The organism is Paenibacillus sp. FSL H3-0457, assembly GCF_037981725.1.
Classification (GTDB): domain Bacteria; phylum Bacillota; class Bacilli; order Paenibacillales; family Paenibacillaceae; genus Paenibacillus; species Paenibacillus amylolyticus.
On record NZ_CP150283.1, the window covers coordinates 3,016,417 to 3,034,369 of the forward strand.

Below are 17,953 nucleotides of genomic sequence, written 5' to 3' on the forward strand. Positions count from 1 at the left end.
AATCAAGAAAAAATGACACTTGTTAGGGGAGGCACCCCAACTTAGGACATCGTTCCTTTGTTGGGGTGCCTCCTTTTTTTGGTGTGCCAAAAAGGAGAGTAGACGTTGAAGAAATCAGGAAAACGTGTGAAGAAACAAGCGGAACAGTTAACCAAAGTGGTGCTGGCATTTGCGTTATTATCACCTCAAGCCTTGTTGCTTGAATGGGGCGCAACGACGGTAATGGCTGAAACGGTTGAAACAATCGGGATTGTATCCGATACGTCCAGCATGAAGGCTGTACAGTCCTCCAAGGTGAAAGTGGAGATGAACAGTGACGGCAAATACAGAATTGTATTACTACCAAACACAAATGTATTTTATGGTGGTGATACAGGGAATGTATCTACGATTATCGACCATAATGGATCAGCCGTGAACTTCAAAACATTGCCGCTTAATTATTACCGAATTAACAATAATGTGATTGAAATGTCCCGGCAAAAAGACAATGTGGAATATATTTTGCGTGTATCTATCGTTAATGCTACCTCACAAGGTGGGTACATGAAGGTTGAACTGGAAGCTATCAATCGCAGTGGATCGGCACTGAATTTGGGTGGAACATTTTATTGGGATACGATGGTGAATGGCAATGATGCATCTCCGTTTGAAGTCATCGAGAATGGATGGCGCAATTATAGCGGTGGTGTTCAGGTCACGGCTTTTTATGCGAATACGTACAATGTTGTGAATGCAGATCGCATATACATGGGACAGTACAGCGGTCCGGACAATGCGCAGCTAACAGGGGGTTCTTCACCTTCAGCGTTCACTCCAGGCCAGACCGTTACGGCGAGTGATACAGCTGCGCAATTCTGGTGGAATGCCAAAGCAACAGCGAATCAGGCTTCACGTAAATTTTCAACCATTGTGGGGATTGGCCCCAAAAATGCTCCACCTTCATTTACCTTAACAGCACCCTCTTCTGGTCAAACCTATTACAAAGGTGAGCAACTTCAGATCTCTGGTACAACGCGAGATACGGATGTAGGCGACCTGTTGACCGTGAAATGGTCCATTGATGGTGGGTCCGAGAACATTCTGACCCAGATGACCGCGACGGGTTCAAATCAGTCTTTTAACACCAATTACACATTGCCTGACACCCTGCCAGATGGTACACACACATTGCAAGTATGGGTCATGGATGACAAAGGTGGGGTGTCCTCAGCAGGAACCGTTAACTTTACAGTAAGAAGTTTTGTTGTGCCCGGAACGCCGACATACACATTGGTTAATTCTAATAACTTGACGGTCAACTGGGATAAGAAGGCTAATGATGCATCCGTAACGTATGAACTGAAAAATATGACGACGAATCAGATCGTGGATACAGGTGCATCAAACAGTCGTCAGGTGACTGGGCTCACTCCGAATACGAGTTATTCTTTTGCTGTACGTGCCAAAAATTCAAGTGGTTCCTTCACGGGGTACTCCAGTCCATCCACCAAATATACATTGGCGAATCCACCGGCTGCTGCGGCTGTGACACAATCAGGCAACTCTGTTACAGCGAGTTGGAATAATAATAGCAACCCTGCGGGCACTCATTACAAAACGGAAATACGCAGTCCAGGTGGGCAAGTCCTCGCAACGGGAACAACAACGTCCACACGTACAGAATTTGCCCTGACCGGACTTGCTGACGGAAAATATGAAGTATTTGTGGCGGCACTGAATGGTGAAGGAATACAGACCCCGTTTGTATCCGCTGGAGAGATGATGAAAGATACAACGGGTCCAACTGCACCTGCTGTTACAGTTACTCCATCCTCATGGACCAAGGAAGATGTTCTCGTCACGGTTGAAGAGGGGAAAGATGCCTTAAGCGGAACTCAGAAGACTGAAGTGAAAGTTGGTCCGGCAGGAGAATGGCGTGAATACAGTACTCCGTTTACCGTAAGCAGTGAAGGCAACACAACTGTTATGGCACGTAGTATTGATGCGTTTGGTAATACGGGACAGGAAACGGCTGTGACAGCCAGAGTAGATCGGACGGCACCAACGCCACCTGTCATATCGTTGAATCCGCCCGAATGGACAAAAGCGGCAGTAATTGTGACATTAACGGAGGGTATGGACGAAGCAAGTGGCATTGGTCTGACACAGTATAAGCTGGGAAGCGAGGGAGAATGGATCGACTACAGCACCCCTTTTACACTCAGTAAAGAAGGAATAACGGAGATTTATGCACGAAGTGTAGATCGGGCGTCCAATGTCAGTGCTTCCACTTCGGCAACAGCCAGAATCGACAAGACTGGGCCTGAGCAACCAACGATTACGCTAAGTGAAGAGAATTGGACGAATCAGGATGTAACTTTTGCAATAAACAGTGGTGAAGATACGGGCAGTGGGCTTGCCAAGAGTCAATATCGACTTAACAAAGAAGGTCCCTGGATCGATTACACGGGCGAAGTGACGGTTACCGATGAGGGAGAAACGATCGTATATGCACGCTCAATTGACCGTGTAGGCAATATAAGCACGTCCGCTCAGGCTACAGTTCGAATCGACACGACAGCTCCGACCGAGCCGGTGATTAGTTTAAGTCCTTCTGGATGGAGTAAAGAACATGTGCAATTCACTATCGCTGGAAGTGTGGATGAACAAGCGATTTTCTATGAATACAGCATGAATGATGCCCCGTATATGACAGGAAATACAGGTACAGTTAGTACAAACGGCGCTACCACCATTCGAGCCCGAGCAAGAGATACCGTTGGCAATGTGAGCAAGGAAGTGAGTCGAATCGCCTATGTGGATCAGATGGCTCCAACGATTACATTTGCACCGAACGGGCATGGCTGGACGGACTTGGACATATCCACTACCATTCAGTATGCCGACGCCCACTCAGGCATTCAGGAACTGGAACGATTCTATCAAGTTACGAACAGTGCAGAATCACCGGAGCATTGGCTTGAAGCTCGCTCTGACGAGCATAAAATATCCATCGAATCGGAAGGGATGTGGTACGTCCATGCCAAAACCATGGACAGAGCAGGGAATACATATGAGACAACATCATCACCTTACCATATTCAACGAAAGCCTGAGCAACCGAGTCATGTGAGAATGACACAGATCGCTGAGACATCAGCTGAACTTACAGTGGACTTGCCAACTGGGGAAAGGTATACCGATGGATATCAGTATGAGATAACGAATAAAACAACAGGACAGTCATGGACACTGGATTATCCTAACCACAGTATAAACGATCACTCCCTAAGCGGTGGTCAGGTCTATGAATATGAAGTTAGAGTGAGAAACCATACCGGAGTAAGTGATGCAGTAAGCGCTCAAGTATTAACGATCCCGGCAGCTCCCGGAACGTTGCACGTTCGAAAAGTAGATTCACAGCCCAATTTAGCCGAAATTCATTTTGATTCAGTACGAGGAGCAGATGCTTACCGCATCATCGTGACTACTTCGGACGGTGCCACCGTATTTGATCAGACGGTATCTGATCCTGGCAGCCTTCCCTATGTCAGCAACCTCGTTTCAGGAACCATGCATAACATCTCGGTAACAGCAATGAATGAAAGTGGCACAGGTGGTAGTAGTAGGACCGGATTTCTCACACTGCCGGCAATGCCCGGTGAGTTTATGGCCGTTCAAATTCAGGAGCATGATATTTCATTAACGTGGGAGACAGTGACCTCTGCAACGTATTATGGTCTTTCACGCGATGGAACAGCCATATATGAAGGAGAGCAGACGGAGTATCTGGACTCGGGTCTGGATAGCGGAACGGAGTACAGCTATACGTTAATTGCCGGAAATGAGACAGGACCAGGACCGTTGGCAGGATTACCTTCGCTCAAGACGTTACCTGGGCAGGTGTCGGGCTTACAGGTATCAGATGCTTCAACAGCGAGCCTTCGTCTGAATTGGGAAGAAGTACGAGGAGCCGATCGTTATGAGTTATGGTTGAATGGAGAGAAGTCGGGAACGGTTCCTGCTGGAACCCAAGAATGGAACTTTGCGGGACTGAGTTCAGGAACATCTTATCAACTGGATGTACAAGCAGTGAACGGAAGTGGACAGGGGATACGCAGTTCGGTATCAGGAACAACACTACCGGAGAGCCCGTCGGGACTTCACGTTGTTCAAGTAACTGAACAGGGAGCAATCTTGAGCTGGGAGCCTGTTGCTGGGGCAACGAAATATCGGGTGGTCCTCGATGGACATAGCCATGAGATATCAGATACACAACTCGCAGTTCACCACCTGTCAAGCAGTCGTGAGTATACCTATGAAGTACAGGCGGGCAATGCTGCCGGGTACGGTGCTTCCAACAGTAGTACAATTCTTACGCTACCTAGCAGGCCGGAAGGACTAAATGTCACATCGACTGGCGAGACAAGTATGGGACTTGCATGGCAAGCTGTAGATACGGCGAATCTCTATATTGTGAAAATCAATGGAACAGAAGTGGGCAGAACATCAGAACTGGCCTACACGGTTGAGGGATTATTGCCAGGTACAGAGTACACTTTGCAAGTTCAAGCTGCGAATACTTCTGGTTCAGGTGAGGCAGCGCAGCTCATCCGATTGTCCAAACCTGTGTCGCCTGCCGAAGTACTTGTTGATTCAGGAGTACATTATGCAAAAGTTTCCTGGTCTCTCGTGGAAGGTGCCGCTGAATACGTGATTGAGCAGCATGGCAAGGAGATCTATAGAGGAATGGAGAATGAAGCAACGATTACAGGTCTCCAGGATGGAACGTGGCATCGCTATCAACTATGGGCAGTCAACAGACAGGAGACTCGTTCTGAAGCGACGGATGTATCTCTGCTGACTTTGCCTGAGAAACCCGTTAAGGTTGCAGTATATGATGTGGCAAAAAACAGCCTAGGTCTGGATTTCAGTAACACTGGTGTCCAAGGGGCAGATCATTACGTCATTGAACGGGATGGAAGAGAGATCGCTCAGATGGATTCAAGTGAAACCCAATTTATAGACAAGGATCTGTCGCCAGGAACGAAATATACTTATGTAATTAGGGCAGTCAATGCGAGTGGAACGAGTGCGCCGCTTACTTTCAGTGTAATGACTCAAACGTTGCCATTGGTTGCAGAAAGTATCACAGTGAAAGCCGGAACACATGCGGTGGATCTGGCTTGGGATGTTGTTCAGGGAGCGGCTGCATATGAGATTCGTAATCGGGTAACGGGAGATGTACAGAGCGTGTCTGAACCCTCTGTACATCTCAATAGCATGCTGGATGGCACAGCGTATGAATTCGAACTTGTTGCGATTAATGAAGATGGTCATCAGTCAGAGCCTATTCAGATTCAGGTTTTAACGAAACCCATATCACCTCAGACGGCAGGCATAACACACATCACAGATCAGACCGCGGTATTGGACCTGACTGGAAGCTCAACACGGGGAGCAGAGCAATTCATTATTATGCGGGATGGTGTTGAAGTCGCTAAGGTTCCAGCAGATCAAACTTCATATGAAGATCATGGACTGACACCAGGAGAGCATTACACGTATACCATCAAAACATCGAATGCAACGGGGGAGAGTGATTCCGGTTTCGAAGTTCACTTGCGTACGTTGCCTGCGACCATTAATGAACCTTTACATGCAAACAAGATTGGGGAAAAGGAAGGATTGATCTCTTGGCCAAAGGTACAAGGTGCGGAGGGATATACCATACGTATCGGAGATCAGATGTTCACCACGATTGAAGAAGGGGATATCACAGAGGTGAGATTAACGCATCTGAAGACTGCAACCCGATATGGTCAGGTACAGATTATTCCTTATAATACTGCTGGTTCAGGAAGTATAATGACCGTGATTCCTTTTTACACCTTACCTCATGTTGATTCACTGGAAATGAAGATATATCCGGAGACAGATCACGCCAAACTGGAATGGGACTTCCCTTATGGGAACGAAACTTTCGTTATATTACTGGATGGTACAGAAGTATACCGAGGCAAAACAAAAGAGTTTATTGTTGATCAACTGGATGCAGGCAAGCAGTACTCGATTGAAATCTACACAGAGAATGATCAGGGAGATGCATCGGAGAAGCTGGCGTATTCTGTCCTGACCAAGCCAGCAGCTCCTGTCAAAGTCGAGTATCATTCGGCGAAGGACCACATTCGTCTTTTATTAGAACAGAGCCGGGTCGAAGGTGCCGAGCAGTTTATCATTGAGCGTGACGGTGTAGAGATTGCTCGTGTTCCTGTAGACGAACTGTTCTATGACGACAAGGAACTCGAACCGGGCGTGAACTATATCTATACAGTGAAGACCATGAATGCCTCCGGCAGTAGTGATGGTGGTTATTACCTTCATGCAATGACTTTGCCCGGTAGTGCTGCTTCAACTCCTGTAGTAGAGGGGCGTTCCATGTATGGTGCAGACATTGTATGGGAACTGATTCCTGGTGCTGCGGGTTATCGAGTTTATCGAAATGAAGAGCTTGTAGGAACGACCACGGAGACATCCATACATGTGTCTGAATTAAACAGTGCAGAGCGTTATACAGACTTTGCAATCGTTCCATTTAATGAGGCAGGGGAGGGTGAGACGCTTCAAGTACCGGAATTCGAGACGCTACCTTCCGAGGAAATGACAGTAGCAGCCATAGCGCAAGGTACTAACACGATTAAGCTAACTTGGGAACTGGATTCAATAAATGAGGTGATTGTGATCACCCATAAAGATCGTGAGATCTACCGTGGCACGCAGCGCAGTCATGTATGGACAGGACTGAATGCCGAGCAGCATTATGAGGTAGAAGTATGGACGGAGAATTCAGCAGGTGAAAAAAGTGAAAGAAAACGGGCAGCAGCCATGACTTTTCCGTATCCACCATCCGCCTGGAGCGGTGGCGGTGCAACCCCGAGTCCAAACGTTACATCGGAACAAGCCGATGAGGTGAGTTCACAACCAGAACCGTCTGAGCAGCCTGATGTACCTGTGAAAAAAATTATCAAATTTATTGATATCAGCCAAACATTCAATAAAGATCAGATCACATGGCTGGCGGAACAAAATATCATTCAAGGTGTAAGTGAAACTCGCTTCGAGCCACGCCGTCCGATCACCCGTGCGGAGTTCACTGCATTAATCGTGCGTCTGATGGGTGTGGACACAACGGTTAATGAACAACATGGATTTCAGGATGTGAACGATGAGGATTGGTTTGCTCCTGAGATTAAGGCAGCCGTTCATCATGAGATGGTTCAAGGCATGGGGAACGGCAAATTCGCTCCACATGCGCTGGTGACACGGGAACAGGCATCCAAGATTATAGCAAATGTTGTTCGTAAAATCAGACCGGAACCGCTGACTTCCCCAAGAGCGTTTACCGACCAGACTGATGTATCTGATTGGGCCAAAGAAGAAGTGCAGGAACTTGCAGGTTTGTACATGATTACCGGATATGAAGACGGCAGCTTCCGTCCCATGCAGCACTTAAGCAGATCCGAAGCTGCAGCGCTCATCTTCCGTTTAAATAAGCTGATTCAAGTTATGAATGAGAAGCGTACAGATCAAGTGGAGAAAGCGTCAGCGTTTGATCGTCATATCTAGATTGTATTGATTCTTACACGTGATACTGCAATCATCGGCAGTAACGACATTACCGCTTGATTGGTTTTTAATGTTATAATGGTTGCCAATATGATAAAAAAAGGGTAATGAACAATGGTGATGAATAATGAATAATAAATTTATCCGGATATATGAAGATATTGCAGATCGTATTCGGACCGGAGAGATTGAGGCAGGGACGTTACTTCAATCGGAACTGGATCTATCGGAAAGTTATCAAACGTCTCGAGAGACTATTCGCAAAGCATTGAAAATGTTGTATGAAGAAGGTTATATTCAGAAGATTCAAGGCAAGGGCTCGATTGTACTGGATATACGCAAGATCGATTTTCCCATCTCAGGTCTGGTTAGCTTCAAGGAATTGGCCAAAAAAATGGGACATCGTGCTCAAACGTATGTGAAGGTTTTCGAGGAGCAGCAGGTGGATCAGGCGTTGCACAAGAAGATTAACTTTGGTCTGGATGAACAGGTCTGGGAGATCAGACGTGTGCGCAAAGTGGATGGAGAGCATGTCATACTGGACAAAGATTACATTAGCCAGCGGCTTGTTCCTGGGCTCAGCAAAGAGATCTGTAATGATTCCATCTATCAGTACATTGAGCAAGAGCTGGGGCTTTCGATTTCGTTTGCCAAAAAAGAGATTTTGGTGGAAGAACCCACCGCAGAGGACAGGGAACTACTTGACCTTGAAGGTTTCCACAATGTAGTTGTGGTGAGGAGCCAAGTCTACCTGGAGGATGCCAGTCAATTTCAGTATACGGAGTCGAGGCATCGACCGGACAAGTTCAGATTTGTGGATTTTGCGCGTCGCAGATAAGTTAATCAAGATCAATCAGAGAGTACCTATCACTGCATTATTCAGTGGATCGGTACTCTCTTTGGTTATGGGGGAATCCGAAGATCGTCCATCAAGAACCGCTTAATGTCAATGTTCTTCCTGCATGTCGGAGCGTATGATCACAATATATACGAGGCCGAGGAGTGAGGGAATTGAATCACGTGACAGCGAAATCAAATGTTCGCATATGGGAAGAAACCAGAGATATTCCAACCTATGGTACAGGTAAACCGGACAAAAATCCGATGTTTCTTGAAAAGAGAATCTACCAGGGGAGTTCGGGTAAGGTGTACCCGCATCCCGTGATCGACAGCATTGAAGATGAGGCCAAAATGAAGTCGTATCGATTAGTTATTCTCGAAAATGAATATGTACGTATCGAGATGATGCCCGAACTGGGTGGACGGATCTATCGTGCGCTGGATCGGACCAACAACTACGATTTTGTATATTATAACCGGGTGATTAAACCTGCGCTCGTGGGTCTGGCAGGGCCATGGATTTCCGGAGGAATTGAATTCAACTGGCCACAGCATCATCGGCCCAACACGTTTGGTCCAGTCGATTATACATTTGGCAGTAATCAAGATGGAAGCGCTACCGTGTGGGTGGGTGAGATTGACCGCATGTATGGTACCAAAATGACCGCTGGCTTCACATTACATCCCGGCAAAGCCTATCTTGAAATCCATGCCGAGGTATACAATCGCACCAGCGCACCTCAAACTTTTCTATGGTGGGCCAACCCGGCTGTAGCTGTCAACGATCATACGCAATCCGTGTTTCCACCTGATGTAACGGCTGTGCTGGACCATGGAAAACGGGACGTATCCCGCTTTCCCATCGCAACCGGTACCTATTACAAGATGGACTATTCTGAAGGTGTGGATATCTCGCGATACAAAAACATACCGGTTCCAACATCCTATATGGCGTATAAGTCGGATTATAATTTTGTAGGGGGTTATGACCACGGGGTTCAGGCGGGTTTGTTGCATGTAGCCAATCATCATACTTCACCAGGCAAGAAGCAATGGACCTGGGGGAACGGGGAATTCGGGCAAGCCTGGGATCGTCAGTTAACGGACGAGGATGGACCTTATATTGAATTAATGACCGGGATCTATACCGATAATCAGCCTGATTTTACGTGGTTACAGCCCTATGAAGCGAAATCATTCTCGCAGTATTTTATGCCGTATAAAGGAATTGGTATGGTCAAAAATGCAACGATTGATGCAGCGGTTAATCTGGAAATGGACGAAACGACCGGAATGGTAACCGTGATGGTATATGCGACGTCGGTTTTTGAACAAGTGACCGTTGAAGCGATAGGTCCAACCACGGTATATCTCCATGAGAGATGTAATATCTCACCTACGGAACTATATAAATCTTCATTCCCGTGGAGCGGACAAGATGAATGGCATCAGTTGAAGTTAAGTGTTCGAACTGCGGAAGGAAAAGTACTTGTAGCCTATCAACCTGAACGTTCTGAGATTCAGGAAGTTCCAGATCCGGCCACACCACTCCCGCTACCATCCGAGATTCGTACGAATGAACAACTATATCTGGCTGGTCTTCATCTGGAACAATATCGGCATGCCACGTATGAACCGGAACCTTATTATCTGGAAGGGTTAAAGCGTGATGCAACGGATATTCGTCTAAACATAACGTATGGCACATTGCTGCTGCGTAGAGGGTTGTTCCAAGATGCAGAGAAGCATTTCAGACAGGCCATTCAATCGCTGACTTGGAAAAATACGAATCCGTATGATAGTGAAGCATTTTACCAACTAGGTCTAAGTTTGAAATTACAGGGGAAACAGGAAGAAGCCTACGTAGCCCTGTATAAAGCCGTATGGTCTGCACAGTATCAGGATACGGGTTATTACATGCTTGCTCAGATCGATACGGGGTTACATCGAGACATCGAAGCGTTGGATCACATCGAACGTTCGCTGATTCGTAACTCCAGAAATTATAAGGCTCGGCATCTGAAGGTGGCTCTGCTGCGCAGATTGGGTCAAGATAAACAGGCAATCCAATTTGCGCGTGAAACATTGGCACTGGACCCGGTTGAATTTGGAGCTGCACATGAATTAGTCCTGATCTACAGCGGAGCAACTGCACCTTCAGAGCGAGAACAAGCGGGGCAAACACGTGAGCATTTCCATCGTCTGATGCGAGGAGACGTTTATAATTATCTGAATCTAGCCGCAGACTACGCGGATTGTGGATTGTGGGAAGAAGCACTGACGGTACTCTCTTATGTTGAATCCGAAATTGCACAGCCGTATCCTATGGTTGGTTATGTTCAGGCTTACTTGTATCATCAGCTGGGGGATGTGGAGCAGGCCCGAGAATGTAAAAAGCAGGGAAAAGCTGCTCCAACGGATTATTGTTTTCCTAATACGTTATTTGAATTCATGGTGCTTCAGGATGCATTGGCAGTGGATTCGAATGATGCGCGTGCTCACTATTACCTGGGAAATTGGTTATATGATCATAAACGCTACGAGGAAGCAATTACCCATTGGGAAACTTCACGCGAGGTGAATGCTGCATATTCGACTGTACATCGGAATCTGGGACTGGCTTATTATAACAAGCTGAATCGCCCCGATCTTGCACTGGCATCATTAGAGGAAGCTTTCCGGTTGGATTCACAGGATGCCCGAATCTTCTACGAGTTGGATCAATTGCACAAGAAGATAGGGTATTCCTGCGAGCATCGAGTCAAATTGCTGGAACAACATATGGAGTTGGTTCACTACCGTGATGATCTGTATATCGAGTGGGTGACGTTATTGAATATGCAAGGTAGTCATCAAGAAGCATGGAATGCCCTTCAGACCCGGCGGTTTCATCCATGGGAGGGTGGAGAAGGCAAGGTAACAGGACAATATGTTACGGCACTGACGGAACTGGCGAAGCGAAAACTGGAGAAACAACAACCTGAACTAGCAATGGAATTGTTGAAGAAGGCTTTGGTTTACCCGGAGAACTTAGGTGAAGGTAAATTGGAGGGAGCCGGAGACAACCCAGTTTACTTTTATCTTGGCTGTGCCTACCAGCAACTGAAGAGTAATCAGGCGGCAGAGGAAAGTTTCCACAGAGCATCCATCGGTTTGAATGAACCGGCAAGCGCGATGTTTTATAATGATCAACCGCCGGAATCCATCTATTATCAGGGTCTGGCCTGGCAGAAACTTGGCAATGTGAAGGAAGCAAACCGACGTTTTAACAAACTCATTGACTATGCGGAAAGACATATGCATGATCACATCCGAATGGATTATTTTGCGGTATCTCTGCCCGATTTTCTAGTATTCGACGACGATCTAGATCAGCGAAATGAAGAACATTGCCGATATATGCGGGCATTGGGTCTTCTGGGGCTGGGGCGGACAAGTGAAGCCAAACTTGAGTTGGACCGGGTATTGGAGAAAAACCCGAATCATCAAGGGGCAATCATCCATCGATAATTGATATCGTTTCAACACATCCCATTTATATGAAAGGAGTTATATAATCCATGAATGATACTATAGCAGGTAGCCATATTCGCTTTATATTGGATGCGGAAGATAAAGAGATTCGTGCGGGTCGCATGACTGGCAGTGGCGGCAAAAGCCCACGAGGGGAATCGTATGATTTTACAAACTATTATATGACTCGTAATGCTAAACCCCATATTCCCGTGGTAGGTGAGTTTCATTTCTCCAGATTCGCTTACTTGCAGTGGGAAGAAGAATTACTGAAGATGAAGGCAGGCGGGGTGAGCATTGTCGCTTCCTATTTTTTCTGGAATTTTCACGAGGAGCAGGAAGGCGAATTTAATTGGTCAGGAAATCTGAATTTGCGGCACTTTGTGGATCTGTGTGGCAAACATGAGCTGCCTCTGATCGTACGAATTGGTCCATTCTGTCATGGGGAAGTGCGTAATGGTGGAATGCCGGATTGGTTATTCAGTTATCCATTCGAAGTCAGGTCGAACGATGAAGGATATCTGTATTACGCTAAGCGATTATATCGGGAGATTGCCCGTCAGCTCAACGGCTGCTTTTATCAGGAGGGTGGCCCTGTTATCGGGGTACAGTTGGAAAATGAGTATATGCACGCTGGCGCACCCATGGATGCCTGGGGATATACCCGCGAAAAATACATTTCCTCCGGCCGGGACGGGCGAGAACATCTGAAGATGCTTCGCCATATTGCCGAAGAAGTCGGTATGAAGCCGATGTTCTATACTGCCACGGCCTGGGGCAATGCTGCGGTGCCTGAAGAAGGAACATTGCCTATGCTAGCGGGGTATGCGTACACACCATGGATTCCCAATCAGCCTCCAAGCCGGGAGTATTTATTCCGGGATCTGCATATGAATCCTGTGGAAGAAGTGGATTATGACAGTCCGGAGTACCCTGCTGCGTATTGCGAGCTTGCTGGAGGCATGCAGGTCAGTTATCACGCTCGTCCGGTTGTTGATGCGGACAGTGTCGAGGCGATGACCATTGTGAAACTTGCGAACGGCAGCAATCTGGTTGGGTATTATATGTATCACGGGGGGACCAATCCGATAGGCAAAAATTCATATATGAACGAGCAGGCATTGCCGAAAATGACGTATGATTACCAATCGCCACTCGGGGAATTTGGGCGTGTTGGTGAATCGTATGACCGCATTCGTACCTTGTCCATGTTCCTGGAAGGATACGGTGAGTTACTTGCACCAATGGGCTGTGTTGTACCGGATGGTCAACAATCTATAACCCCGGAGAACACGTTGGATCTGCGTTGGTCTGTTCGGCAACAAGATGGTTCTGGATTTCTGTTCATGAATAATTATCAGGATCATGTGGCGATGCCTGATCGTGATATCCAATTGGAGCTGCATACCAGCAAAGGGACTGCTTCTTATCCCAGAGAAGGAACGATGCGGCTGAAATCCGGCATGGCAGCCATTCTGCCTTTCCATATGAATCTGAATGGAATGAAGATCATTAGTGCTACCGTTCAGCCACTGACCCGATTTATGGTAAATCAGGAGCTTACGGCTGTCTTTTATGTCCATGATGGCATGGCGCCTGAGTATGTTATTGATACATCATCTGTTACAAATGTGGATATGCCTGAAGGTACAGTATCGGAGCAGGGGAATGAAGTTGTGATACATCCGATTGCCGGCAAGGACCATCATCTGCGAATCACAACATCGGACGGTATAATCATACGAATCATTACATTAACCCGTGAAGAGGCATTACATGCCTACCTTTTCCGTGTGGGCGGAGAAGAAAGGCTTGTAATTAGCAGCAGTCATCTGTATGTACAGAATGAGATGCTCCTATGTACATCTGTGGAGCAACCAGAGATGGAGGTATCCTTTTATCCGGTTCCAGAGCATGTTTCAGCTTCGAAATATGCTGTGTCATCCCAGTCGAAGCAGGGAATATTCGGTACGTATACATTCCAAGTTTCGCCTTACGAGCCTGCTGTAGAGTTTGATTATCCGAAAGAGTATGCAGCAACACTGAGATTGGACACAGCGTGGCCGGAACAAGTAGATGACGTGTGGATTGAGATTGATTATGAAGGAGACGTTGCAACAGCACATATTCATCATCAGATGTTAACGGATCATATTCACTATGGATGCAGCTGGATGCTTGGTTTGAAGCAATCCCGTCATTTGTTGGCTGATCACGCGCTTCGTCTGTCTATAACCCCAATTCGAAAAGGGACGACTGAGAGTTATGTTAATCAGGCTTATGTGGAGCGGTTTGAGGGCGTGGAGATTGGAAAGTTTAATGAAATTCGGGTGAGACCACAGTATCGGGTTGGTTTGATATTGGCGGGAGTTAGAGAAGACACTTAGTCTAAATCAGGAGTTAAACAAAATAACAGATTAACAAGATTTAAACAAGAGTTAACTTTCGTTAATAATACAGAGGGTTCTTTCTCCGAACGATTGTGAGGGGAGAGAACCTTTTTTTGCTGTGTTATGTATAAACAAATGTTTCCTAATCATGGTAAAAAGATCTTGACTGGTAAGCGTTTTCAATTTATTATAACTTCATAACCTTAACGATAAAGTTTATTTAAACTAAATAACATAACTTAGATAAAGTTAATTGTTATTTATTTAATAACAAAAAAACTTCCATTACCAACGATTTTAGTTAACTTCTTGCCTGGAGCAGGGTTAATTGAAATAAAAAACAAATACAGGAGGTTCCAAACGAATGGTTAATCTGAAAAAGTGTACAATCTTCACGGTTATTGCTGCACTCATGTTCATGGTATTAGGGAGTGCAGCACCCAAAGCATCTGCTGCTACAGGTTTTTATGTAAGCGGTAACAAGTTATACGATTCCACAGGCAAGGCTTTTGTCATGAGAGGTGTTAATCACGGACATTCCTGGTTCAAGAATGATCTAAATACCGCTATCCCTGCAATCGCCAAAACAGGTGCCAATACGGTACGCATTGTTCTTTCGAATGGTAGCCTGTACACCAAAGATGATCTGAACGCTGTTAAAAATATTATTAATGTGGTTAACCAAAATAAAATGATAGCTGTACTCGAGGTGCATGACGCCACAGGGAAAGATGATTATAACTCGTTGGATGCGGCGGTGAACTACTGGATTAGCATTAAGGAAGCTTTGATTGGCAAAGAAGATCGTGTAATTGTCAACATCGCCAATGAATGGTATGGAACGTGGAATGGAAGTGCGTGGGCTGATGGATACAAAAAAGCCATTCCGAAACTCCGAAATGCGGGAATTAAAAATACCCTAATTGTGGATGCAGCCGGATGGGGACAGTTCCCTCAATCCATCGTGGATTATGGACAAAGTGTATTTGCAGCCGATTCTCAGAAAAATACGGTCTTCTCCATTCATATGTATGAGTATGCTGGCAAAGATGCTGCAACGGTCAAAGCCAATATGGAGAATGTGCTGAACAAAGGATTGGCTCTGATCATTGGTGAATTCGGGGGATATCACACAAACGGTGATGTGGACGAGTATGCCATCATGAGATATGGTCAGGAAAAAGGGGTAGGTTGGCTTGCCTGGTCTTGGTACGGAAACAGCTCCGGTCTGAACTATCTGGACATGGCCACAGGTCCGAACGGAAGCTTAACGAGCTTTGGCAACACCGTAGTTAATGATACCTATGGTATTAAAAACACTTCCCAAAAAGCGGGAATTTTCTAATCCGCCGATGAAGCAGGAACACTCTGACGTTTACGTCAGGGTGTTTTTCTAATAAAATGACTCAATCTATAATGACTTTTGAATATTTCCGTTTATTTTTAAAATATTTTGTTTTCAAAATAAAACAAAGATGTTAAACTCGGATTAGGAATAAAACAAACATTATCGGAGGGAAACAAATGGTACAGAGTTTATGGAATGCATCGCAGGCATCTGAGAAAACAACAGGACTTGAGCAGTTGGTTTACCGATCCAATCTGATTGGATCTGATCGCAGTGTATGTAACATTTACGGTGGTAATACCTCTACCAAAACGACAGTGAAGGACTTTCGTGGTCGTGATGTAGAAGTAATGTATGTGAAGGGAAGCGGCTCTGATCTGGGTTCCATGGAAGCGAAACATTTTACCGGACTTGGGCTCGAAGACATAAGGCCATTAATTGAACGTGAATCCATGTCGGATGAAGAGATGGTTGAATATCTGGGACATTGCATGATTGATGCCAAGCACCCGCGTGCCTCTATCGAGACTCTTCTGCATGCGTTCCTTCCATATAAACATGTTGATCATACGCACCCGGATGCGATTATCAGCCTGTGTTGTGCGCATAACGGCAAGGAATTGGCGAAAGAGATCTACGGTGATCGATTTGTATGGGTGCCTTATGTACGTCCAGGGTTTACGTTATCTAAAATGATTGCTGAAAGCGTATTCTCGAACCCCAATGCCGAACTCGTACTGATGGAAAAACACGGACTTGTGACTTGGGGAGAAACATCCGAGGAATGTTACGCTCAAACGATCAAGATTATCAATGAAGCGGAAGCATTCATTGAAGCACGGGTGGACGAAGGAAGTTTGTTCGGTGGTGTGAAACACCCGGCACTCGCCGCTGATGTTCGTCGTCAGATCGTATCACGTGTGATGCCAACGATTCGTGGAGCGGTATCGGATAGCAAAAAAATGATTTTGTCCTTTGACGATCAAGAGGACGTACTTGCTTTTGTGGGCGGAGCAGATTCCCCGGAATTGTCTCAGGTGGGCGCAGCTTGCCCGGATCATCTGGTACATACCAAAGTGGTACCTTTGTTCATCGATTGGACACCGGATGCGGAAGATATTGAAGGTTTAAAAGCCAAGCTGGTAGAAGGTGTGGCTGCCTACAAAGAGCAATATCAGCAGTATTTTGAGAGCAACAAAAACGAAGGTGATGTCATGTTCGAAGCGGCACCACGCGTTATCCTCATTCCAGGTGTAGGCATGATCAACACAGGCAAGAGCTGGGCGCTTTCCCAAGTAAGCGGAGCGTTGTACCACAGAGCCATTGCCGTTATGCGTGGAGCTACTAGCCTGGGTCAATTCGTATCACTCAGTGCAAACGAATCTTACAATGTGGAGTACTGGCCGCTGGAATTGTACAAATTGTCTCTGGCTCCGGCAGAAACCGAATTCTCCCGTAAAGTGGCGTTTATTACAGGTGGAGCAGGCGGGATCGGAAGTGAAACAGCACGCAGATTGGTATCTGAAGGCGCACATGTGGTGCTTGCTGATCTCAACCTGGAGGGTGCACAGAAAGTAGCACAGGAAATTAATGATCAGTACGGTGCGAATCGTGCTTATGCGCTGAAAATGGACGTAACCGATGAGGAAGCCGTTCAATCTGCTTATGCAGATGTTGCTGTGCAATATGGCGGAGTGGATATCATCGTAAACAATGCAGGATTGGCCACATCCAGCCCATTTGACGAAACGTCCCTGAAAGAATGGAACCTGAATATGAATGTTCTGGGTACAGGGTATTTCCTCGTGGCTCGCGAAGCATTCAAGCTGATGAAACAGCAGGGTATTGGTGGAAGCATGGTATTTATCGGGTCCAAGAACTCGGTGTATGCAGGTAAAAGTGCTTCGGCTTACAGCTCAGCGAAAGCGCTGGAAGCACATCTGGCACGTTGTATTGCAGCAGAAGGTGGAGAGTATGGCATTCGTGTCAACACGATTCTTCCAGATGCCATTCTACAGGGTTCAGCGATCTGGAACGGTTCCTGGAGAAATGAACGAGCAGCGGCATATGGAATTGAACCGGATCAATTGGAAGAGTATTATCGCAAACGGACGACATTGCTCGTGAATATCTATCCAAGAGATATTGCGGAAGGAATTGCATTCTTTGCTTCTTCGAAATCCGAAAAAACAACCGGTTGTATGATGACCATTGATGGCGGTGTACCGGCAGCATTTACACGTTAATAAAGGAG

The 17,953-nt window shown here is 46.2% G+C and carries 6 protein-coding genes; all 6 read left to right on the top strand.

Going from position 1 to position 17,953, the window contains the following annotated elements; genetic code table 11:
- Window positions 1-105 precede the first annotated feature (105 nt).
- Window positions 106-7,608, top strand: a complete 7,503-nt coding sequence (locus MHH25_RS13585; protein ID WP_340020225.1) for a fibronectin type III domain-containing protein — start codon at window positions 106-108, stop codon at window positions 7,606-7,608.
- 127 nt (window positions 7,609-7,735) lie between these two features.
- Window positions 7,736-8,446: a trehalose operon repressor gene (gene treR / locus MHH25_RS13590; RefSeq protein ID WP_340020226.1), complete on the top strand. Its 711-nt coding sequence runs from the start codon at window positions 7,736-7,738 to the stop codon at window positions 8,444-8,446.
- A 173-nt stretch (window positions 8,447-8,619) separates the two neighbouring features.
- The gene (locus MHH25_RS13595) at window positions 8,620-11,958 is read left to right on the top strand and encodes a DUF5107 domain-containing protein (protein ID WP_340020227.1); all 3,339 of its coding nucleotides are present in this window, start codon (window positions 8,620-8,622) and stop codon (window positions 11,956-11,958) included.
- A 50-nt stretch (window positions 11,959-12,008) separates the two neighbouring features.
- Window positions 12,009-14,348, top strand: a complete 2,340-nt coding sequence (locus MHH25_RS13600) for a beta-galactosidase (RefSeq protein WP_340020229.1) — start codon at window positions 12,009-12,011, stop codon at window positions 14,346-14,348.
- A gap of 367 nt (window positions 14,349-14,715) precedes the next feature.
- A complete protein-coding gene (locus MHH25_RS13605) occupies window positions 14,716-15,696 on the top strand; it encodes a glycoside hydrolase family 5 protein (RefSeq protein ID WP_036670707.1) in 981 nt (326 codons plus the stop codon).
- A gap of 179 nt (window positions 15,697-15,875) precedes the next feature.
- Entirely contained in the window at window positions 15,876-17,945 is a 2,070-nt protein-coding gene (locus MHH25_RS13610) for a bifunctional aldolase/short-chain dehydrogenase (RefSeq protein ID WP_340020230.1), read from the top strand.
- Window positions 17,946-17,953 lie beyond the last annotated feature (8 nt).